At 70.7% G+C, this 21,185-nt stretch carries 17 protein-coding genes and 1 tRNA gene; 10 read left to right on the top strand and 8 right to left on the bottom strand.

Going from position 1 to position 21,185, the window contains the following annotated elements; genetic code table 11:
- The 3 genes from ABD161_RS06510 to phoU form a co-directional block, all read right to left on the bottom strand.
- A partial coding sequence (locus ABD161_RS06510) for a helix-turn-helix domain-containing protein (protein ID WP_425560807.1) occupies positions 1–580 on the bottom strand: 580 nt, incomplete at its 3' end.
- Between the two features lie 245 nt (positions 581–825).
- Complete coding sequence (locus ABD161_RS06505) at positions 826–3,504, bottom strand: carboxypeptidase regulatory-like domain-containing protein (RefSeq protein WP_344000816.1); 2,679 nt, start codon at positions 3,502–3,504, stop codon at positions 826–828.
- A 191-nt stretch (positions 3,505–3,695) separates the two neighbouring features.
- A complete protein-coding gene (phoU, locus tag ABD161_RS06500; protein WP_344000813.1) occupies positions 3,696–4,376 on the bottom strand; it encodes a phosphate signaling complex protein PhoU in 681 nt (226 codons plus the stop codon).
- Positions 4,377–4,557: 181 nt separating this feature from the next.
- Here phoU and ABD161_RS06495 point away from each other — a divergent pair, with 181 nt between their 5' ends.
- Positions 4,558–5,763: a sensor histidine kinase gene (locus tag ABD161_RS06495; RefSeq protein WP_344000811.1), complete on the top strand. Its 1,206-nt coding sequence runs from the start codon at positions 4,558–4,560 to the stop codon at positions 5,761–5,763.
- Positions 5,760–6,443 (top strand): response regulator, encoded by a 684-nt coding sequence (locus ABD161_RS06490; RefSeq protein ID WP_344000809.1) that lies wholly within the window; start codon positions 5,760–5,762, stop codon positions 6,441–6,443. Before ABD161_RS06495 ends, ABD161_RS06490 begins: the two co-directional genes overlap by 4 nt.
- A 233-nt stretch (positions 6,444–6,676) precedes the next feature.
- Here ABD161_RS06490 and ABD161_RS06485 read toward each other — a convergent pair whose 3' ends face one another.
- Positions 6,677–7,216, bottom strand: coding sequence for a DNA modification methylase (locus ABD161_RS06485; RefSeq protein WP_344000807.1), 540 nt, complete (start codon positions 7,214–7,216; stop codon positions 6,677–6,679).
- Positions 7,217–7,428: 212 nt separating this feature from the next.
- Between ABD161_RS06485 and ABD161_RS06480 the strand changes: the two genes are divergently transcribed.
- The 3 genes from ABD161_RS06480 (at position 7,429) to ABD161_RS06470 (ending at position 12,506) form a co-directional block, all read left to right on the top strand.
- Positions 7,429–7,911: a CarD family transcriptional regulator gene (locus ABD161_RS06480; protein ID WP_135112401.1), complete on the top strand. Its 483-nt coding sequence runs from the start codon at positions 7,429–7,431 to the stop codon at positions 7,909–7,911.
- Positions 7,912–7,990: 79 nt separating this feature from the next.
- Complete coding sequence (gene ispD, locus ABD161_RS06475) at positions 7,991–9,187, top strand: 2-C-methyl-D-erythritol 4-phosphate cytidylyltransferase (protein WP_344000804.1); 1,197 nt, start codon at positions 7,991–7,993, stop codon at positions 9,185–9,187.
- A 130-nt stretch (positions 9,188–9,317) separates the two neighbouring features.
- Positions 9,318–12,506 (top strand): endo-1,4-beta-xylanase, encoded by a 3,189-nt coding sequence (locus ABD161_RS06470; protein ID WP_344000802.1) that lies wholly within the window; start codon positions 9,318–9,320, stop codon positions 12,504–12,506.
- Positions 12,507–12,605: 99 nt separating this feature from the next.
- Here ABD161_RS06470 and ABD161_RS06465 read toward each other — a convergent pair whose 3' ends face one another.
- Complete coding sequence (locus tag ABD161_RS06465) at positions 12,606–13,061, bottom strand: GNAT family N-acetyltransferase (protein WP_344000800.1); 456 nt, start codon at positions 13,059–13,061, stop codon at positions 12,606–12,608.
- Between the two features lies 1 nt (position 13,062).
- Positions 13,063–13,986, bottom strand: a complete 924-nt coding sequence (locus tag ABD161_RS06460; RefSeq protein ID WP_344000798.1) for a DMT family transporter — start codon at positions 13,984–13,986, stop codon at positions 13,063–13,065.
- A gap of 96 nt (positions 13,987–14,082) precedes the next feature.
- Between ABD161_RS06460 and cysS the strand changes: the two genes are divergently transcribed.
- The 3 genes from cysS (at position 14,083) to ABD161_RS06445 (ending at position 17,178) form a co-directional block, all read left to right on the top strand.
- Positions 14,083–15,468 carry a cysteine--tRNA ligase gene (gene cysS / locus ABD161_RS06455; protein WP_344000796.1) on the top strand — a complete coding sequence of 462 codons (1,386 nt, stop codon included), beginning with the start codon at positions 14,083–14,085 and terminating at the stop codon, positions 15,466–15,468.
- On the top strand, positions 15,461–16,435 hold the full coding sequence (gene rlmB / locus ABD161_RS06450) for a 23S rRNA (guanosine(2251)-2'-O)-methyltransferase RlmB (RefSeq protein WP_344000794.1): 975 nt from the start codon (positions 15,461–15,463) through the stop codon (positions 16,433–16,435). Before cysS ends, rlmB begins: the two co-directional genes overlap by 8 nt.
- Positions 16,436–16,536: 101 nt before the next feature.
- Positions 16,537–17,178, top strand: a complete 642-nt coding sequence (locus ABD161_RS06445) for an NAD(P)-dependent oxidoreductase (protein ID WP_344000792.1) — start codon at positions 16,537–16,539, stop codon at positions 17,176–17,178.
- 9 nt (positions 17,179–17,187) lie between these two features.
- Here the strand turns inward: ABD161_RS06445 and ABD161_RS06440 are convergent, their stop codons facing one another.
- Together ABD161_RS06440 and ABD161_RS06435 are read right to left on the bottom strand one after the other, a co-directional pair.
- The gene (locus ABD161_RS06440) at positions 17,188–18,468 is read right to left on the bottom strand and encodes a DUF4032 domain-containing protein (protein WP_344000790.1); all 1,281 of its coding nucleotides are present in this window, start codon (positions 18,466–18,468) and stop codon (positions 17,188–17,190) included.
- 92 nt (positions 18,469–18,560) lie between these two features.
- Positions 18,561–19,661 (bottom strand): ABC transporter ATP-binding protein, encoded by a 1,101-nt coding sequence (locus tag ABD161_RS06435; RefSeq protein WP_344000788.1) that lies wholly within the window; start codon positions 19,659–19,661, stop codon positions 18,561–18,563.
- 255 nt (positions 19,662–19,916) lie between these two features.
- On the opposite strand from ABD161_RS06435, the gene ABD161_RS06430 reads away from it, so the two are divergent.
- Together ABD161_RS06430 and ABD161_RS06425 are read left to right on the top strand one after the other, a co-directional pair.
- Positions 19,917–20,837: a DsbA family protein gene (locus ABD161_RS06430; protein ID WP_344000786.1), complete on the top strand. Its 921-nt coding sequence runs from the start codon at positions 19,917–19,919 to the stop codon at positions 20,835–20,837.
- Positions 20,838–20,896: 59 nt separating this feature from the next.
- A tRNA-Thr gene (locus ABD161_RS06425) sits at positions 20,897–20,969 on the top strand.
- The last annotated feature ends 216 nt before the right edge of the window (positions 20,970–21,185 follow it).

Below are 21,185 nucleotides of genomic sequence, written 5' to 3'. Positions count from 1 at the left end.
CCGTGATCGCCGCGTCGGAGGTCTCCCCGTCGGCGACGAGCGACGCGACGGCGAGGCGGGAGTGGTCGTCGATGAGTTGGAAGATCACACAGCGTCGCCCGCGGGACAGGACGTACTCGGTCGCGTCGAGCTGCCAGCACGCGTTCGGCGCGGGATACACGAACCGCCGCCAGGCTGCCCGGGGACGCTTGCGTGGTTCGGTCCGGGCGACGCCGGCCTCCCGGAAGATCCGTGACAGTGCCGCTGTCGACGGGGCTGTCAGGCCCATTACGAGCATCTTGTCGTGCACGCTGATCGGGCCGTGATCCAGCCCGGACCGTTCCAACGCCGCCCGCACCGCGATCGCGTCCGCCTTCACCGCCGCAGTCACCGACGACGGGGTCGTGTTCGGCCTGCGCGAGCGCGGTTCCAATGCCGCAGCTTCCCCTTCGGTGAGAGCACGGCGGCGGATCTCATAGAACGTCTTCCGCGAGATCCCCGCCGCTTCGCAGAACGTCGTCACCGCCCCACGCGGCGCGTCATCGGGCCAGCGGACGATCTCGAGACGGACACGGGGATCAATGGGATCGACTCGGCTCACACCGAGATCACATCGCTCGAAGTGTCACCACCAAACCAACCCGAAGTGTCACCGATGTCCTGATGCAGAACTGTCACCGATGTCCTGAGACATAACACCGCTTGCGGCCCCGCAGCGTGCGTGACGAATGAAAAGAGAAGCGCCGCCCGGATCATCCGGGCGGCGCTTCTTCGTTCGTGGAAAGGCCTACAACGGCGAAGCCCCGCCCGGCGCGATGCCGGACGGGGCTCCGTCGTCTCAGTGGATCAGACGCGCGTCGCGAGCTGGCGGCGCTTGTTGTACGCGACCGCCAGGAGCACGATGCCGGCCGCGAGGACCAGGCCACCGAGCGACGCGTACAGCAGCGTCCCCTCGGCACCCGTGGCGGCGAGGCCGCCCGAGAGCACGACCGTGATGTCGGCGGCGGCGGAGAAGCCCGAGCCGATCGCGACGATCTGGTGGGCACCGGCGGTCGCGTCGCTCGGGATCGTCACCACGGCGGTGATGGTCCCGTCGGCGGACGCGGTGACGGTGTCGAGCACGACCGGCGTCGAGTGCATCTCGACGCGGACGTCCTCACCGGGGACGAAGCCGGCACCCGTGACGGTGATCCGCTCGCCGGGCGAGACGATGTTGTCGCTCACCGTGACGCCCGGCTCCGGGCCCTCGGCCACGGGGTCGGTCGGCTCGGTGGGGGCGGGCGTCTCGCTCGGGGCGGGCGTCTCGCTGGGCGCGGGCGTCTCGCTGGGCGCCGGCGTGGCCGGAACGCCGAGCTCGAAGCCGAGCTTCACAGGCGTGCCCGCGGCGAAGGTGACGACCTGGGCGGCGTCGAGCGACGCTGCCTCGTTGTAGAACTCGGGCGTGTACGGGAAGTCCGTGAAGCCCTCGCCGTACTGCTCGTTGAGCTCCTCCCACGTGGTCCGCTGCTCACCGCAGTAGACGCTGTTCACGAGCGCCTCGTAGTACGCGTGCGCACTGCCGACGCCGATCTTGTACTCGCCGGCCGGGAAGGACAGGTCCTTCCAGATCTCCGGGCTCGCGGCGCTGGTCTCCTCGTCGAGGAACAGGGGCTCCTCGTCGTAGACCTGCCACGCGCCGTCGACGTTCGCGTACACAGTGACCAGGACGGCCTTGCCCGTGGGTGCCCCCTCGGCGGCCCACACGTGGGCCTCGAACGTCGGGTTCGCCTCGAGTGCGACGTCGATCGTCTCGTCGCCATCGACCGTGAACGGTGCGGTGATCGCCGAGTTGTACTGCGTGTCCGTCCAGGAGCTGGCCGAGATCTCGTACGTGCCGGCGGGCACGCCGCTCAGGCTGTACTTGCCGTCTGCGCCGATCTCGACACCGTTGCCGAACGAGTCGAGCCACGAGCGCGAGTCATCCGCCGAGCGGACGGTGACCGTCGAGTTCTCGCTGCCCTCGACGAGGTTCGACACCGTGCCGCTGATGCGGTGACCGCCGGTCTGCAGCGTGATCGCCGCGCCGTCGACCGTCTGCTCGGAGGCGACGGTGACCGTGGCAGCCTCGTCGACCCAGGCGCCGCCGTGCCACGCCGGGATGAAGCCGTCGACGCCCTCGGCGCGGATGATCCAGTCGCCGGCGTCGACGAGCAGCGTGTAGCGGCCCTCGGCGTCGGTGGTGGCGTAACGCGCGTCGTAGCACTGCGGGATGCTGGTGCGGTCGATGTCCGCGCGGTACGCGACGACGCGTGCGTCCTCGATCGGGGCACCGTCGGGGCCGGTCACGACGCCCATGATGCGCTCCTCGAGCACAAGCTCGAAGTTCTTCTCGATCGACTCGGTGAGCGTCACCGTCTGCGACTCGACGGCCACCCAGGGCTGCTCGAGGTCGTATGTCGTCAGGTAGAGCTCGTACTCCTCGGCCGAGAGGCCCTGGATCTTGTACGTGCCGTCCTCGGCCGTGGCGCCGTCGTTCACGGCGTAGCCCCAGGCCTTGCTGTCCTCGCCCGTCGGGCTGACGCGGACGTCGACGCCCGCGATGGGGTCGCCCGTGGTCTTGTGCGTGACCTTGCCGGTGATCGTGATGCCCGGGTCGAGCGTGATGTCGGCGTCGGTCTTCGTCTCGGTCTCGACCGTGATCTCGGTGCTGGTCGGCACATACGCCGAGTTCTCGGCCGTCAGCGTGTACGTGCCGGCGGGAACGCCGCCGTACTCGCCGGTGGTCCAGGTGCCGTCTTCCTCGGCGTAGGCCGAACCGACCTCGGTGCCCTCGGCGTCGAGGAACGTCAGCGACGTCCAAGAGGCCTCGTACGCGACGGCGCCCGACGGGTCGAGCACCTTGCCGCTGACGACGTACAGGCGCGGGACCTCGAACGTCACGGCGTCATCGGCGCCCGACACGGTGAAGGGGAGCGTCGTCTCGACGAAGCCGCTGCCGCTGAACTCGACCGAGTACTCGCCCTTGGGCAGCTCGGTCGTGAAGGTGCCGTCCTCGGCGATGTCGAGGTAGGCGTTGGTCTCGCCGCCATCGGCCGTCATGAGCGTTCCGTACACCCCTGCGGCGGCGGTGCCGTCGTCGCCGACGATCTTGCCGCTGAGCGCATAGGTCGGCTTCAGGGCGAAGTTCTGCGTGGAGTCGCCTGCGACCGTGACCGACTTCTCGGCGTCGGCGTAGGGCGTCGCGCTGTCGTACGGGCCCGACGCGCTGACGGTGTAGGTGCCCGCGGGCACCGACTCGAGCGTGTAGGTGCCGTCGGCCGCGGTGGTCGCGGACTCGTAGACCGAGAAGTCCTCGTTGGCGACGTTGACGTTCGCGCCCTCGAGGGCGGCGCCGGTGTCGGCATCCGTGACGGTTCCGCTGATGACGCCGGCGCCGGCGGTGGCTGCGGTGGCGGGCATGGCCGCGAGGCCGGTCACGCCCAGCGCGATGACCGCGGCCGTCCCGAGCGCGAGCAGTCTGCTGCGTAGTGAACGCACATGTGACATTGGTGGATTTCCCCCTGAGGTTTCGGATGGCGCTGTGAACAGGCGCACCACGAACCTTCATATCGGTATCGGACGCGTCGCCGCCAGTTTTTATCCAGACGGATGAATAACTCCCCGGGGAGTCAGCGGGGAGTGCTCGAAAAAGCGCCGCCCGGAGCATCCGGGCGGCGCTTTTCGGTGTCTTGCGCGGGTCAGGCGGTGGGCTCCACGGGAGCGACTCCGTGCTCGAGGCCCGTCCAGTCGCCCGTGCCGAGGTAGATCATCTTCTTGGCGATCGAGACCGCGTGGTCGGCGAAGCGCTCGTGGTAGCGGCTCGCGAGCGTTGCGTCGACGGTGGCGCCGGCCTCGCCCTGCCAGCTGTCGCTGAGCACCTTCTCGAAGACGCTGGCGTGCAGCTCGTCGATGTCGTCGTCGCTGTTGCGGATGTGGTCGGCGATCGCCAGATCCTGGGTGCGCAGCAGATCGGTGAGAGCGCGCGCAACCTGCACGTCGAGCTCGCCCATGCGCGTGAAGGTGCCCTTCAGACCCTTCGGGATCGCGCGGTCGGGGTAGCGCGTGCGGGCGAGCTGGGCGATGTGCTCGGCCATGTCGCCCATGCGCTCGAGCGAGGCGCTCACGCGCAGCGCCGTGACCACGATGCGCAGGTCGCGGGCGACCGGCTGCTGCATCGCGAGGATCTCGATGGCGAGCTCGTCGAGGGCGAGGGCGCGCTCGTCGATCAGGCGGTCATCGGCGATGACCTCCTCGGCCAGAGCGACATCGCCGGAGCCGAATGCCCTGGTCGCCTTGTCGATGGCGATCGTGACGAGGTCGGAGATCTCGACGAGGCGGGACTGTACGTCCTCAAGAGACTGGTGGAAGACTTCGCGCATCGTGGACCTTTCGTCTGTGTCGCGGGGCGTTCCCGGGGCGGCAGCCGCCGAGCACGGTCTCTGCGATTCTCGTGAGCGCCGGTTAATGAGCGGGGCCGCAATGGTGAACAGTCGGCGACGCGCCCCCGTCGTGGCGCGGAGCCGGACGACTCGGTGTTCGCCATGACTTTACTCTGGTGACATGGACTCCACGCAGCTTGCGCTGCTCGCTCTGCTTCTGGGAGCGATCATCGGGGTCGGCGCGTCGCTTCTCACGCTCATCGCGCTACGGGCCCGCGAGCGGGCAGCCCGCGAGGCGGCAGGGGCGGTGCCGGCCGGGATCACCGCTGTGCTCGACGCCATGGACGACCCCGCCGCGGTCGTCGACACCTCCGGTCAGGTGATCGCGATCTCGCCCACCGCTCCCTGGCTCGGGATCGAGAAGGATGCCCCTCTCGAGCACACGGGCCTGCGCGATCTTGTGCGCGCGGCGCGGGGCGGGACCACGGAGACGGCCAACCTGCGCCTGCTGCGTGGGGGGATGTCGTCCGAATCGCGCCTCGTCGCCGCGCGGGCGACCCGTGTCAGCGAGCGCTACATCCTGCTGCTCGTCCGCGACCTGTCGGAGCAGGAGCGCCTCGAGCAGATGCGCCACGACTTCATCGCGAACACGAGCCACGAGCTGAAGACCCCGGTCGGCGCGGTCACCCTTCTGGCGGAGGCCATCGAGCTGGCGGCCGACGACCCCGCCCAGGTGCGCGCGTTCACCGCGCGGCTGTCCGCGGAGGCGGATCGGCTGGGCCGGCTCACGGGCCGCATCATGAACCTCTCGCGCCTGCAGGCCGCCGAGGAGCTCACCTCGGTCGGCGACGTGGCGATCGACGAGGTCGTCGCATCCGCTGTCGAAGCGCACCTGGTGCAGGCGGACTCGGCGGGCGTCGAGCTCGCCCGCGGCGGAGACCGGGGACTGTACGTCCGCGGCGACGCCCAGATCCTCAAGGAGGCGATCGGCAACCTCGTCGCCAACGCCATCGCCTACTCGCCCCGGGGATCCCGTGTGGGCGTCGGAGTGCGCGCCAACGGAGGCGTCGTGGAGATCGCCGTCACCGACCAGGGCATCGGCATCGCCGAGGCGGACCAGCAGCGCGTGTTCGAGCGCTTCTACCGGGCCGACCAGGCGCGCTCGCGGCGCACCGGCGGATCGGGCCTCGGACTGTCTATCGTCAAGCATGCGGTCTCGCGGCACGGGGGCGAGATCCGGCTGTGGTCGCAGCCCGACCGCGGATCCACGTTCACGGTGCGCCTGCCGCTCGCGGAGGCGCCCGTGATCGATTCCCCCGTCAAGAAGAAGAAGAAGCGCAAGCCCGCGGTCGCGGGCGCTCAAGCAGTCAAGAAAGGCCGCGAATGACGCGTGTGCTCCTGGTCGAGGACGAGCCCGACCTCGCCGAACCCCTCGCCTATCTGCTCCGTCGCGAAGGCTACGAGGTGGAGATCGCCGAGGACGGTCCCGCCGCGCTCGCCGCGTACCGCGAGCAGGGCGCTGACCTCCTCCTCCTCGACCTGATGCTTCCCGGCATGCCCGGCACGGAGGTGTGCCGCCAGGTGCGCACCACTTCGAACGTGCCGATCATCATGCTGACGGCGAAGGACTCCGAGGTCGACATCGTCGTGGGTCTCGAGCTGGGGGCCGACGACTATGTCACGAAGCCCTACTCGGCGCGCGAGCTGCTGGCGCGGATGCGCGCGGTGCTTCGCCGCACCGCCGACGCGGAGGCGGAGCTCGACGAGCGCGTGCTCGAGGGTGGGCGCGTGACGCTCGACGTCGACCGCCACACCGTGGCCGTCGACGGGCAGCAGATCAACATGCCGCTGAAGGAGTTCGAGCTCCTCGAGGTGCTGATGCGCAACGCCGGGCGCGTGCTCACGCGCGGGCAGCTGATCGACCGCGTGTGGGGAAGCGACTACTTCGGCGACACGAAGACGCTCGACGTGCACATCAAGCGCATCCGCTCGCGCATCGAGCAGGTGCCGAGCGAGCCGGTCATGCTCGTCACCGTGCGAGGCCTCGGCTACCGCTTCGAAGGTTAGCGCTTCTCTTTTTCTCACGCCTGCCGCATCCGCTCGGGCACCCGCTTCGCGGATGCCGCTCGCGTGTGCGGACGCTGTCGCTTCGCTCCATCGGGGCGTGAGGGCAGCGCTTCGCGCTGCGGGCCGCATCCGCGGCACGCTCGCTTCGCTCGCACGCGGTGAGACGGGGACCGTGTGAAAAAGCAGGGCCGCAGGATCCGGAGATCCTGCGGCCCCTCCGCGTACGGGGTGGCTCAGTGGCCGCCCTCTTCGCCTTCGCTCTCGGTGTGCTCCAGGTGCGAGCAGTCGCTCTCGGCGCCGCCGGGCACCAGGTCGGCGAAGTGCTCGAGGCAGCCGTCGAACACGGGCACCTCGGCGAGGACGCCCTCGGCGTCGCCCGACTGGAAGTAGAGGGGAAGCGCCGCGCCGGGCTTCGTGTCGATGGCCGACAGCAGCACGGGGGACTCGCCGTCGGCGCCGAGGCTGACCACCTCGCCGGCGGGAACCTGCACGGTGGCGGTCTGGCCATCCCACTCGAGGTTCAGCGTCGCCGCCTCGTCCGTCGTGTTGACGAGCGCGGCCACGAGGTTGCCCTCGGTGCCCTCGTCGTCGGCCACGACCACCGCGTTGCGGATCAGGACCGGGGCCGGGGAGCCCTCGGGGGCCGGGACGTTCACGCCGTCGGAAGGCGAGTACGGGATCGTCGTCGCCTGCTCCGTCAGTCCGGCGCACCCGGTGGTGCCGAGCAGGACGACGGCGCCGAGGGCGAGCGACGCGAGAATGCGGGAGTTCACGGAACCTCCAGGTGGTGCGGTCCCGCCGAGCTGCGGGCCCTGTCTGCCATTCTAGGGGGTCGCGACCCCCTCTCCCGATGCCTCCGACGGGGTCTGGGATGCTCGCCGCGAAGTCGCCCGGAGCCGTGTGTCGCTGCCGCCCATCGGTGGCCGCGAACCTTAGTGCATTGCTCGCTGTGGTATCCTGATAGTCGCCGAAAGGACACAATTCTATGCTTTTCGAGGTTGGCGAGACGGTCGTCTATCCCCACCACGGTGCGGCAACGATCACCGAAGTCAAGACCCGGGTAATCAAGGGTGAAGAGAAGGTCTACCTCAAGCTGAACGTCACTCAGGGTGACCTCGTCATCGAGGTTCCTGCAGAGAACGTCGACCTGGTCGGCGTGCGCGACGTCATCGGCCAGGAGGGACTGGACAAGGTCTTCGAGGTGCTGCGCGCCCCCTTCACGGAAGAGCCGACGAACTGGTCTCGTCGCTACAAGGCGAACCTGGAGAAGCTCGCCTCGGGTGACGTGATCAAGGTCAGCGAGGTCGTGCGCGACCTGTGGCGTCGCGATCAGGATCGCGGACTGTCCGCGGGTGAGAAGCGCATGCTCGCGAAGGCCCGCCAGATCCTGATCTCCGAGCTCGCGCTCGCGGAGAAGACCGACGAGGAGAAGGCCGCCACGGTCCTCGACGAGGTCCTGGCCTCGTAATCCTCTGCACAGCGCCCCGCCCATCCGGCGGGGCGCTTTCGCGTGCACGGCGATGCCGCGGCGTGGGTACGTTTGTGAGGTGACTCTCACCGCTTCGCCGCGCGTCGGCGTCATCGTCGTCGCCGCCGGATCCGGAACCCGCCTCGGACAGGATGCGCCGAAGGCGTTCGTCGGCATCGGCGGGCACACGATCCTGCGTCACGCGCTGCGGGGCGTCTTCGCGGCGCCCGAGGCCCAGGTCGTCGTCGTCGCCCCGGCCGGGCGCGAGGGCGAGGCGCTGACCGACGCGCGCGAGGCTGCCGGATCGCGCGCGGAGCTCGTGTCGGTCGTCACCGGGGGAGCGACGCGTCAGGCGTCGGTCGCCGCGGGCCTCGCTGCGCTGTGGCCCACCGTGCGGGTGGTGCTCGTGCACGATGCCGCTCGCGCGCTGACCCCTCCGGCGGTCTTCGAGCGCGTCGTCGACGCCGTCGACCGCACGGGATGGGGCGTCGTCCCCGCCCTGCCGGTCATCGACACGATCAAGCGGGTGGACGGCGACCGCATCGTCGAGGCCGTCGACCGCTCGCAGCTCGCGGCCGCCCAGACGCCGCAGGGGTTCCGCCGCGACGTGCTCGAGACGTCGTACGCGATCGCCGTCGAGGAGTTCACCGACGACGCCGCGCTCGTCGCGGCCGCCGGCCACCGGGTCGCGGTCGTCGAGGGCGACGTGCGCGCGTTCAAGATCACCACTCCCGCCGACCTCGAGCGCGCGCGCTCGCTCGCCGCGCCCGTTCCCGCGGTGCCGGCCGCGGCATCCGGTGCCCCTGTTCCCCGCGTCGGCGTCGGCACGGATGTTCACGCCTTCGGCGGGGAAGGCACCCTCTGGCTCGCCGGCATCGAGTGGCCGGGGGAGCCGGCGCTGTCGGGGCACTCGGATGGGGACGCGGTCGGGCACGCGATCGTGGACGCGCTGCTCTCGGCGGCCGGGCTCGGCGACATCGGCACGCACTTCGGCACGTCGCGGCCGGAGTTTGCGGGCGCCCACGCCGACGCCTTCCTCGCCAAGACCAGGGCCCTCCTCGGCGAGGCGGGCTGGACGATCGTCAACGTCGCCGTGCAGCTGCAGTCGAATCGCCCGAAGTTCGCGCCGCGCCGCGCCGAGGCCGAGGCGGTGCTCACCGCGGCCCTCGGCGGTGCGCCCGTGTCGCTGGCCGCGACGACGACCGACGGCCTCGGATTCACCGGCTCGGGCGAGGGAGTCCAGGCGCTCGCGGTGGCGCTCATCCAGCGTTCCTGACTCGCTGTGCGGGAGAGCACGGCCTCACGGGGATCCGACTTGGTAACGGTCGGGTAAACCGCTTGCCAACCCCCGCCCCGGGGTGAATATGGTGGCGTTGGCAACATTCCCCGCAGCGCAAAGGAGCGCCATGCGCAGGTCTCGCTTTCTCTCATCCATCGGTGCCGTCATCGGCGCCGCCGCCCTCGCGGTCACCGGGCTCGCGGTTCCGGCCGCGGCCGCCCCGACGGTCGTCGAGACGATCGACTTCGACGACGGCACAACGGGCAGCTGGAGTCAATCCGGCGGCGGCGCCGGCACGCTGCAGTTCGTCGAGGCCGTTACCGGTCTCGCGCTGCAGGTGACGGGCCGTGCCGACGACCACACCGGCATCCAGTCGCCGGCCGGCGCCTTCGACGCAGGAAACCGCTACACGTTCACGATGTCGGTGCGCCTGACGGACGGCACCCCGGATGCCCAGGCGCGGTTCGTCATGAAGCCCGCGTACACGTGGATCGGCAACACCCCGGTCTCCGCCGCCGCGTGGACGACCGTGACCGGCACGTACGACGTGCCCGCAGGCACCGACACCTCGCAGCTGCAGCTGTACATCGGCACCTCGGACACGGGTGCCGCGTACGACTACCTCGTCGACGGCCTCGTGATCGCCGCCGAGCCGCTCGGCGACGAGCCGCCCACCGAGGGGCCGCAGCCCGGCACCGTGCTGCTCGAGGCCGACTTCGAGGACGGCCTCGACGGCTGGGCGCCGCGCGATTCGGGCTCGGGTGCACCGACCGTCGCGCTGACCGACGTCGCCCACGGGGGAGCGCAGGCGGCGCTCGTCACCGACCGCACGAGCCAGGGTTCGGGCATCGGTCGCGACGTGACCGAGCACATGCAGGCGGGCGTGACGTACCAGCTGGATGCGGCGGTGCGGTTCGCCGACGGCCAGCCCGTCGATGACGTGTGGCTGAGCCTTGCCCGCACGGTCGACGGATCCACGTCCTACTCGACGCTCGCGCAGTTCGACGGCGTGACGAACTCCGGCTGGACGCAGGTGTCCGCGACGTTCCAGGGCGGTGACGCCGATGCGGCGCTGCTGTACGTCGAGACGAACTACAACGGCACCAACACCAGCGACCTGCTCATCGACGACATCGTGCTGAAGGTCCCGGACCCGGCGGTGATCGAGGATCTTCCGCCGCTCTCCGGAACGCTGGAGTACCCCCTGGGCGTCGCCATCGACTCGCGCGAGACGACCGGGCCCGCGGCCGAGCTGCTGCTTCGCCACTTCACCCAGATCACGGGCGAGAACCACATGAAGCCCGAGGCCTGGTACGACGCGGCGCAGAACTTCCGCGTGCACCCGGAGGCCGCCGCGTTGATGGACTTCGCCCAGCAGAACGACCTCGACCTGTACGGCCACGTGCTCGTGTGGCACAGCCAGACGCCGGCGTGGTTCTTCCAGGACGAGGCCGGGCAGCCGCTCGCCGCAGACGAAGCCGGCAAGCAGGCGCTGCGCGACCGGCTGCGCACCCACATCTTCGCCGTCGCCGAGAGCCTCAGCGACACGTGGGGAGCGTTCGGGTCGGACACCAACCCGCTGACGTCGTTCGACGTCGTCAACGAGGTGGTCTCGGACAGCGGCGAGTACGCCGACGGCCTGCGCCGCAGCGAGTGGTACCGCATCCTGGGCGAGGAGTTCATCGATCTGGCGTTCCGCTACGCCGACGAGGCGTTCAACCACGTGCACGCGGCCGAGGGCGCCGAGCACCCGGTGACGCTGTTCATCAATGACTACAACACCGAGCAGGACGGCAAGCAGGATCGCTACGCGGCCCTGGTGCAGCGCCTGGTCGACCGGGGCGTGCCCATCGACGGCGTCGGTCACCAGTTCCACGTGAGCCTGGCGATGCCGGTGTCGGCGCTCGCCGCCGCCCTCGACCGATTCGAGGGACTCGGTCTCGAGCAGGTCGTCACGGAGTTCGACGTCACGACCGGCACTCCCGTGACCGAGGCGCTGCTGATCGAGCAGGGCTACTACTTCCGCGACGCGTTCGAGGTCTTCCATGCCCACGATCTGTTCTCCGTGACGGTCTGGGGTCTCACCGACGGGCGCAGCTGGCGGTCGTCGAGCGGTGCACCGCTGCTCTTCGACGATGCGCTGCAGGCGAAGCCCGCCTACTACGGTGCGGCCGGAGCCGAGCTGCCCGACCGCCTGCGCCGGGCCGACGTGTTCGGAGGTGCGGCCCCGGCCGATCCCGCATCCGATGAGTGGCTGCGCCTGCCGATGCAGCAGCTCGACGGCGGCGGGGCCTTCCAGGCGCGCTGGACCCCCGGCACCCTCGCGGTGCTGGTGGACGTGCCGGGCGGTGACGCCGGTACGACGGTCGATCTGCAGCTGGAGGACGCCGTCTACACCGTGCGCGGCGACGGCACGGGTGACGTCCCGGTGACCGCGCAGGTCACGGCCGAGGGCGTGCGCCTCGCGGCGCAGCTGCCGCTGGGGGACGCCGGCGAGGGCGACACCGTCGACTTCGACGTGCGCGTGGCGGGCGGGGGCGCCTGGAACTCGCCCGGCGCCATCGGCACGCTGTCGCTCATCGAGACGCTCGCGTACCTGGAGGTCGCAGAGACCGCCGTGGCCCCCGTCATCGACGGTGCGGTGGACGCGGCGCTGTGGGACGCGGCGAACGCCGTGACCACCGACGTCCAGGTCGAGGGCTCCGGCGGTGCCACCGCGACGGTGCGCACCCTGTGGCGCGAGAACACGCTCTACGTGCTGGCGGAGGTCGCCGACGCGCAGATCGACGTCTCGGGCAGCGACCCGTGGGTGCAGGACTCCGTCGAGATCTACGTCGATCCGGGCAACGCCAAGAACGGCGCGTATCGCTACGACGACATGCAGGTGCGGATCAGCGCGCAGAACGTGGTCTCATTCGGCACCGGCGACGTCGCATTCCAGCAGGGCCGGGTGACGTCCGCGACGTCCACCGTCGAGGGCGGCTACGTCGTCGAGGCGGCCATCTCGCTGCTCGAGTACGGCGGCGAGGGGACGTTCCACGGCCTTGACTTCCAGGTCAACGACGCTGCGGCGGGCGCGCGTACGGGCATCCGGAACTGGGCGGATCCGACGGGCGCGGGCTACCAGAGCACGTCGCACTGGGGCGTCGGTCAGCTCGTCGCGGCGTCCGATGAGCCCTGCGAGAAGCCGGGCAAGGGGAAGGGGAACCCCGACAAGCCGTGCAAGCCGGAGAAGCCCGGGAAGCCCGACAAGCCGGGCAAGCCGGACAAGCCCGGCAAGCCGGAGAAGCCGGGCGCGGCGGGCTCCGGGGCGTGATCCGCAGCTGATCGCCTGACACACGGATGCGGGCCGCCGACCTCAGGGGTCGACGGCCCGCACCCTTGCGAACGGAGCGCGCGGAGCGGCTCGACGGCCTTACAGCGTGCGCGTCATGAACGTCGACAGCGGATCCTCGACGTAGCCATCGAACGGCCCGCACTCGACGAATCCCTCGCTCGCGTAGAGGGCCCTGGCGGGAACGAAGCCGTCGTCGCTGCCCGTCTCGAGCCAGAGCGACGTCAGCCCGCGGCCCCGTGCGTCGGCGATGATCCGGCGCAGCAGCGCGCGGGCGACGCCCCGCCCGAGGTACTCGTCGGCGGTGCGGAAGGACTTCAGCTCACCGCGCGCGGCGTCGAGCTGCGTGAGCGCCGCGACGCCCGCGACGCGGCCGTCGAGCCACGCGCTCCACACCGTGATGGCGGGGTCGCGCAGCGCGTCGACGTCGAGGGCGTGCACGCTCTCGGCCGGGGTCTGCGCATGCATCTGCGCGTGGTGATGCGCGATCAGCGCGCGCGTGTCCGCTCCCGACAGGTCGTCGATCCGGATGTCCATGTCAGCCCTCCACGGCGAACGGCTCGGGGGCGCGGCGCGTGCGCGAGCCCCAGGCGAGCAGGATGAGGCCGGCGCCGAGCACCACCAGCCCGATCGTCGGCAGCAGGGCGAGGTGCTCGCCCAGCACCGCGAGTCCCAGGACGCTCGCCGTCAGCGGCTCGCCGAGCGTGAGCGTGGCCGCGGTGGCCGCCTTCAGCCCGCCGAGCCCCCACGTGAACAGCGCGTAGGCGACGGTGATGGTCGCGAGCCCCAGCCACAGGCCCATCACGAGACCGCGCGGATCCGCCATCCAGGAGACATCCGTGAACGGCAGGGCGACGAGCGCGATCGCGGCGGCCCCGCCTCCCATCGCCCCGACGACAGTGAACGGATGCCAGCCCGCGTCGAGCAGGCGGCGCTGGGCGACGGCGATCACCGCGAAGGAGGCCCCCGCGCCGAAGGACCCGACGAGTCCGGCGGGATCCGCCGATCCGCCCGCGCCGCCGCCGAAGCCGAGCAGGGCGACGCCCGTGGTGGACAGCGCCGTGGCACCCAGCCACAGCGCGCCCGGGCGGGTGCGGGTGAGGGCCCACTCGAGCAGCCCGGCCAGCACGGGAGCGGACCCGAGGGCGATCACGGTGCTGACGGCGACACCGTTCGTCGAGGTGCCGAGGAAGAACAGCGGCTGGTACACGAACAGGCACACCGCGGTGAGCGCCATCAGCCCCAGGGGAACGGCGGTCGGGCGCGGCCGCGCCGGCACCGGCGCGCGCCGTCTCCGCAGCCATGCCGCCCCGGCGGTGAGCAGCGCGAGCGCGGTGCCGCCGATGAGCAGACGCATCACTCCCACCGCGAACGGCGTCGTGCCCTCGGGGCCGAGGGCCTGGGAGGTGCCGGTCGTTCCGAACAGCAGGGCTGCGGCGACGACGGCGATCACAAAACGCACCAGGCATTCCTATCGCATCCTCGGCCCGCCGCCGTCCCGCCCCGGCTCTGTCGTCACACCAGGGGTTTCGCATCCCTCGCCCCGTAGGCTTGAGGGGTGACCGTCCGCATCTACGACTCCCGCGCGCAGACCCTGCGCGACTTCGTGCCGCTCGTGCCCGGGAACGTGTCGATGTACGTCTGCGGTCCCACCGTGCAGTCGGGTCCCCACGTCGGGCACCTGCGCGGCGCGCTCGCGTTCGACCTGATGCGCCGCTGGCTCGAGCACCGCTTCGGGCGGGTCACCCTCGTGCGCAACGTCACCGACATCGACGACAAGGTGCTCGAGAAGGCGACGCCGGAGGAGCCCTGGTGGGCCCTCGCGTACCGCATCGAGCAGGAGTTCACGGCGGCATATTCCGCGATCGGCATCCTGCCGCCCACGTACGAGCCGCGCGCGACCGCATCCATCCCGCAGATGCAGGAGCTCATCGCGCGCCTCATCGAGCGCGGCCACGCGTATGCCGCGGAGGGCGACGTCTACTTCGACGTGCACTCGTGGCCCGAGTACGGCGCGCTCACGCGCCAGTCGCTCGACGCGATGGAGCCCGCGGCGGATGCGGATCCGCGCGGCAAGCGCGATCCCCGCGACTTCGCGCTGTGGAAGGGCGTCAAGGAGGGCGAGCCGTCCTCCGCGACCTGGGACTCGCCGTGGGGCCCGGGCCGGCCCGGCTGGCACATCGAGTGCTCCGCGATGTCGCGCCGCTACCTCGGCGCCGAGTTCGACATCCACGGCGGCGGACTCGACCTGCGCTTCCCGCATCACGAGAACGAGCTCGCGCAGTCGGCGGCGGCGGGGGATCCGTTCGCGCGCTTCTGGGTGCACAACGGCCTGGTGACGGTCGACGGCCAGAAGATGTCGAAGTCGCTCGGCAACTTCACGCTCGCGCACGACCTGCTCGCCGCGCGCCCCGCGCCCGTCGTGCGCTACGCGCTCGCCGCGGCGCACTACCGTTCGAGCCTGGACGTCTCGGAGGGCGCGCTCGACGAGGCCGCCGCCGCGCTCGGGCGGATCACGGGGTTCCTCGCCAGGGCGGAGCGCCAGCTGGGCACGGCGGACACCTCCGACGTGCCGGAGGCATTCGCCGCGGCGATGGACGACGACCTCGGCGTGCCGCAGGCGCTCGCGGTGCTGCACGAGACGGTGCGCGCCGGCAACACCGCGCTCGACGCCGGGGATCAGGCTGCGCTCCGCGCGGCGCACCAGCGCGCGACGGCGATGGTACGCGTGCTCGGGCTCGACGTCGCCGCCGAGCCCGAGTCGACGGCATCCGGTGCGCAAGCCGCCCTCTCGACCCTCGTCGAGCAGCTCATCGCGCAGCGCGCCGAGGCGCGCGCATCGAAGGACTGGGCGACCGCCGACGGCATCCGCGACCTGTTCGCGGCCGCGGGGGTCGCCCTCGAAGACAACACCGACGGAACAGTCTGGAGTATCAATGGCTAATACGGGTCGCCCCGGCGCAGGCCGCGGCAAGAAGAAGGGCCCCACGAAGGGCACTGGCGGGCTCGGCCGCAAGGCGCTCGAGGGACGGGGACCGACGCCGAAGGCGGAGGACCGCGTCTACCACGTCGCCCACAAGCGCAAGCAGGCCGCCGAGCGCCTTGCCGCCAAGCGCGGCCCGAAGCCCACCACCCGGGCTCCCCGCGCGAAGGGCGACACGGACATCGAGTTCGTGACGGGCCGCAACTCGGTGCTCGAGGCGCTGCGGGCCAAGATCCCCGCGACCGCGTTCTACATCGCCCAGCGCGTGGAGATGGACGACCGCGTCAAGGAGATGCTCTCGATCGCGAAGCACCGCGAGATCCCCATGCTCGAGGTCACGCGCCCCGAGCTCGACAGGATGGCCGGCTTCGACGGCGTTCACCAGGGCGTCGCGCTCAAGGTGCCGCCGTACGAGTACGCGCACCCGCAGGATCTCCTCGAGCAGGTCATCGACCGCGGCGAGACGCCGCTGTTCGTCGCGCTCGACGGGGTCACCGACGCGCGCAACCTCGGCGCGATCATCCGCTCGACCGCCGCGTTCGGCGGCCACGCGGTCATCGTGCCGCAGCGCCGCTCGGCGGGGATGAACTCGGGGGCGTGGAAGACGAGCGCCGGCGCCGCCGCGCGCATCCCGGTCGCGATGGCGACGAACCTCACCGCCATGCTGAAGGACTTCAAGAAGCAGGGCGTGTTCGTGCTCGGCCTCGACGGCGGCGGCGACGTCTCGCTTCCGTCGCTCGGCCTCGCCGACCGCCCGGTCGTGGTGGTCGTCGGCAGCGAGGGCAAGGGCCTGTCGCGCCTTGTCACCGAGACGTGCGACCAGGTCGTCTCGATCCCGATCTCGTCGGCGACCGAGTCGCTCAACGCCGGCATCGCGGCATCCGTCGCGCTGTACCAGATCGCCACCCTGCGCCAGTTGCAGGACTGATCGGGAATGCGGATCGCCCGCCGGCGTTGGCGAGGGTGACCCCCGGAACCCCGGATCGACCCCAGCAGTCCCGAATCAGCCTTACCCGACAGGAGTGTGACATGGCCCGCATCGCCGTCATCGGAGGCACCGGCTACGCCGGCGGCCACATCGTGAAGGAGGCCGCGGACCGCGGTCACACCGTCGTCTCGGTCGCCCGCAAGGTGCCCGCCCAGCGCGTCCCGGGCGTCACGTACGTCGAGGGATCGCTGCTCGACATCCCGGGGCTGCTCGCCGAGCTGCAGGGCGTCGACGCCATCATCCTCGCCGTCGCGCCGCGGGGCGACATGGCGGGCAAGGTCCGCCCGGCGGTCGCCGAGCTCGTCGCCGAGCTGCCGCAGGGAGTTCGCCTCGGCGTCATCGGCGGTGCGGGCGGCAGCCTCGTCGCGGAGGGCGGCCCCCGCCTCGTCGATGCGGGCCAGTTCCCCGAGGACTTCAAGCCCGAGGCCCTCGAGGCGATCGGCGTGCTCGACGACCTGCTCGAGGCGCCCGAGTCGGTCGACTGGTTCTTCGTCCACCCGGCAGCGGGCTTCGGCGGATTCGCCCCGGGCGAGCGCACCGGCCACTACCGCACGGGCGGCGACATCCTCGTCTCGGACGAGCAGGGTGAGTCGTACATCTCCGGCGAGGACTTCGCGATCGCGATGATCGACGAGATCGAGCACCCGAAGCACCGGCGCACGCGCTTCACCGTCGGCTACTGAGCCGCGGGCTCAGACGAGGTCGCGCCAGTCGACCTCGGGGGAGCGGGTGCCGATCGGCGCCGTCAGGGTCTCGGTGAGGGGACCCATGATGGTCGCCTCGTCGCGGCGGTGGCGGAGGACGTCGCGGATGTAGTTCGTCAGCACCTCGGCGAGGGGGACGGACGCCTCGCGCTGCTCCTGCAGGAACCAGCGGTGCTCGAGCACCTGGTGGTAGACCTCGGCGGGCTCGAGCTTGCCCCGCAGCTCGAACGGGATGGCGCGCACGACCGGCTCGAACACCTGCGTCAGCCACTCGTGCGCGGCGAGCTCCTCTTCCTCCTCGGAGCGCCCCGCGCGCAGGCGGAACTCGTCGAGGTCGTTCAGCAGGCGCCTCGCCTGGTTCTCCTCCACGTCGAGGCCGGTCAGGCGGATGAGGCGGCGCGTGTGATGGCCGGCGTCGACGACCTTCGGCTGGATGGACACGCGGGTGCCCGACGCCTCGGTCTCGATGGACATCTCGTCGATGTCGAAGCCGAGCTCGTTCAGATGGCGGACGCGCTCGGTGATGCGCCACACCTCGCTCACCGAGAACGTCTGCTCGTCGTGGATGGCGCTCCACAGGCCGCGATAGGCCGACACGATCCCGTCGGCGACGGCGACCGGATCCACGCCCTCGACGCGGCCGCTGGCGGCGAGATCCAGGATCTCGCCGGCGATGTTCGTGCGCGCGAGATCCAGGTCGTGGTCACGCTGTCCGTCGCTCAGGCCGTCCTCGTGCAGCTCGCCGGTCTCGGCGTCGACGAGGTACGCGGCGAACGCTCCCGCGTCGCGGCGGAACAGCGTGTTCGACAGCGAGACGTCGCCCCAGTAGAAGCCGACGTTGTGCAGCCGCACGAGCAGCAGCGCGAGCGCGTCGACGAGGCGGGTCGCCGTGTCGGGCCGCAGCGAATGGGTGAACAGCGCGCGGTACGGCATCGAGAACTTCAGGTGCGCGGTGACGAGCGCGGCCGGCAGGGGAGCACCCTGCGGCGTGTGACGTCCGGCGATGACCGCGACGCGGCGCACGCACGGCACATCCAGCTTGGCGAGCGCGCCCAGCATGTCGTACTCGCGCTGCGCCATCTCGGCCGTCGTCTCCTTGACGGCGATGACCTGCCCCGACAGCTCGCTGAAGCGCACGATGTGCCGGGAGATGCCCTTGGGCAGCTTCACGATGTGCTGCGCGGGCCAGTCCTCGAGCCGCGTGGACCAGGGCAGCGTGAGCAGCTGGGGGTCGGTCTCGGCGGCGGTGATGCGCAGGGAGTCGGGCACGGATCGCCTCCGGGTCGGGTATCGGGGTGCAGGGAGAACAGAACGGCGCGGGCAGATCGCTGTGATCCGCCCGCGCCGTCAGGTGTGGTGCGTCAGGAGTGCGTGATCGCAGCCGTGACGCGCTGGCCCGACTCGATGTCGAACACGTGCACGTGGTGCGGCACGGCGGCGAGCGTGACGGTCTCGCCGGCGTTCGGGTGGTTGCGGCCGTCGACGCGGGCGACGATGTCGGTGCGGACGCCCTCGATGTCCGAGTGGCCGTACAGGTAGCCGTCGGCGCCGAGCTCCTCGACCAGGTCGACGACGACGCTGAGGCCCTCGCCGCCGGCGGGGCCGACCTCGATGTCCTCGGGGCGCACGCCGATGGTCGCCTGCTTGCCGTGGAGCTTGGCCAGGGCCGAGGCCTCGACCGGGACGACCTTGGTGCCGAAGCGGATGCCGCCCTCGGCGAGGTCGGCCGAGAACAGGTTCATGGCGGGCGAGCCGATGAAGCCGGCGACGAACACGTTGTTCGGCTTCTCGTACAGGTCGCGCGGCGTGCCGACCTGCTGCAGGATGCCGTCCTTCAGCACGGCGATCCGGTCGCCCATGGTGAGGGCCTCGGTCTGGTCGTGCGTGACGTAGACGGTGGTGACGCCGAGGCGGCGCTGCAGCGACGCGATCTGCGTGCGCGTCTGGACGCGGAGCTTGGCGTCGAGGTTCGACAGCGGCTCGTCCATGAGGAACACCTGCGGCTCGCGCACGATGGCGCGACCCATGGCGACACGCTGACGCTGACCACCCGAGAGGGCCTTCGGCTTGCGGTTCAGGTAGGGCTCCAGGTCGAGCAGCTTCGCCGCCTCCTGCACGCGCTTCGCGCGCTCGTCCTTGCTGACGCCGGCGATCTTGAGCGCGAAGCCCATGTTCTCGGCGACCGTCATGTGCGGGTACAGCGCGTAGTTCTGGAAGACCATCGCGATGTCGCGATCCTTCGGGGGCACGTCGGTGACGTCGCGGTCGCCGATCAGGATGCGTCCCTCGTTGACCTCTTCGAGGCCCGCGAGCATGCGCAGCGAGGTGGACTTTCCGCAGCCCGAGGGGCCGACGAGGACGAGGAACTCGCCGTCACCGACCGCGAGGTCGAGGCTGTCGACCGCGGGGCGCGTGCCGCCGGGGTACAGACGAGTTGCGCCGTCGAAAGTGACCGAGGCCATTTCTTCTCCTTCACCGGCAGGTACGTGCCGGACGATCCGTAGTGATGGAGCGACGGGATGAACCGCCGCCGACCCGCCTTTGGGTCCCGATCAGTATTGCATGACCGGCGGCCGGCTCGGCGTCCGGGCGTGTCGCCGCGGTGCGCCGCGCCGCGTATCGCCGTCCTGTCTGGGTTTCTCCCAGCAGCCGTGGCTAGCATCGAGGACGTTGTGGCCGGTGTCTCCGGCCCCGAGATCCACGTTCCAAGAGGGTGCATGTCAAGCGACGAGACGGGCCAGACCCCCGATGCGCGTGGCCGTCGTGATGCGGTGCGCGAGAAGGCCCAGCAGGTCAAGGCGCGTCAGTCGCGCAATCGGGTGCTGCGCCTTTCGGCGATCCTGCTTGTCGGCTTCGCCGCCGTCGCGGGGGCTGCGTACTGGGTGACGAGCGCGGTCCTGCCGACGCTCTCGGAGCCGACGATCAACCCCACCGCCATGACGGATGACGGCGTGGTCATCGACCGGACCCTGCAGCAGGAGACGGCCGGTGAGGTCCCCGAGGAGCCGGCGGAGGAGGGCGAGGCCCCCGCTCCGGAGGAGACCGCCGCGACCGAGCCGATCCGGATCCACCTCTTCGTCGACTACCTCTCCGAGGCGGCCGGCGAGTTCCAGCGCGCGAACGCCACCCAGCTGACCGAGTGGGTCGACCAGGGTGCCGTCGAGCTCGTCTACCACCCGGTCGCCCTGCTGACCTCGAAGTCGAACGGCACCAAGTACTCGCAGCGCGCCGCGGGCGCCGCCGCGTGCGTCTACGAGCACGCGCCCGAGGCCTTCATCGCGTTCAACAACGAGCTGCTCACGAACCAGCCCCCGGTCGACAGCGACGGCTACACCGACGCGGAGCTCGCCGATCGCGCGATCGCGACGGGCGCCGACGACACCAAGGCCGTGCGCGCCTGCATCGAGAACGAGGACTTCTTCGGGTGGGCCCGCGAGGCCACCGAGCGCGCGCTGAACGAGCCGCTGCCGGGAACCGACGACGTCTCGCTCACCGGCGCCCCGATGATCCTCGTCAACGGCGAGCCCTACGTCGGCTCGCTCGACAAGCCCGAGGAGTTCGCGGCCTTCCTGCTCGCGCTCGACAGCGAGGAGTACCTGAAGACCGCCCAGCCCGAGGACGAGTCCGAGGGGCAGTGACCGCCGGGCGTTCGCGCCCGCTCGGTATGCTGACTCGGTCGCCGTTTCTCGGCGCCATCGCCGGCTTAGCTCAGTTGGTAGAGCACCTGTCTTGTAAACAGGGGGTCGTGGGTTCGAACCCCGCAGCCGGCACCCACGTGAAGCCCCGCAGTTCCTTGAAAAATCAAGGGAAAGCGGGGCTTTCACATGTTCAAGGAACCGACAGAAACGGGCTTCGAAAACGCCGATGGGGGCGCTATGGGGGCAGAAACCCCCGTTGAAGCGCCCGATGAATCGGCCTGACTTTCGTTCCTATCGGGAGGCTTGTCCAGCAGGTGCCGGCTGGCCTGATTCTTGGTCAGCGTAGTA

Source organism: Microbacterium paludicola, from assembly GCF_039529675.1.
In the GTDB taxonomy this organism is placed as follows: Bacteria; Actinomycetota; Actinomycetes; order Actinomycetales; family Microbacteriaceae; genus Microbacterium; species Microbacterium paludicola.
The sequence above is the reverse complement of the archived record's forward strand: the minus strand, read 5'-3'. Positions and strand labels throughout refer to the sequence as shown.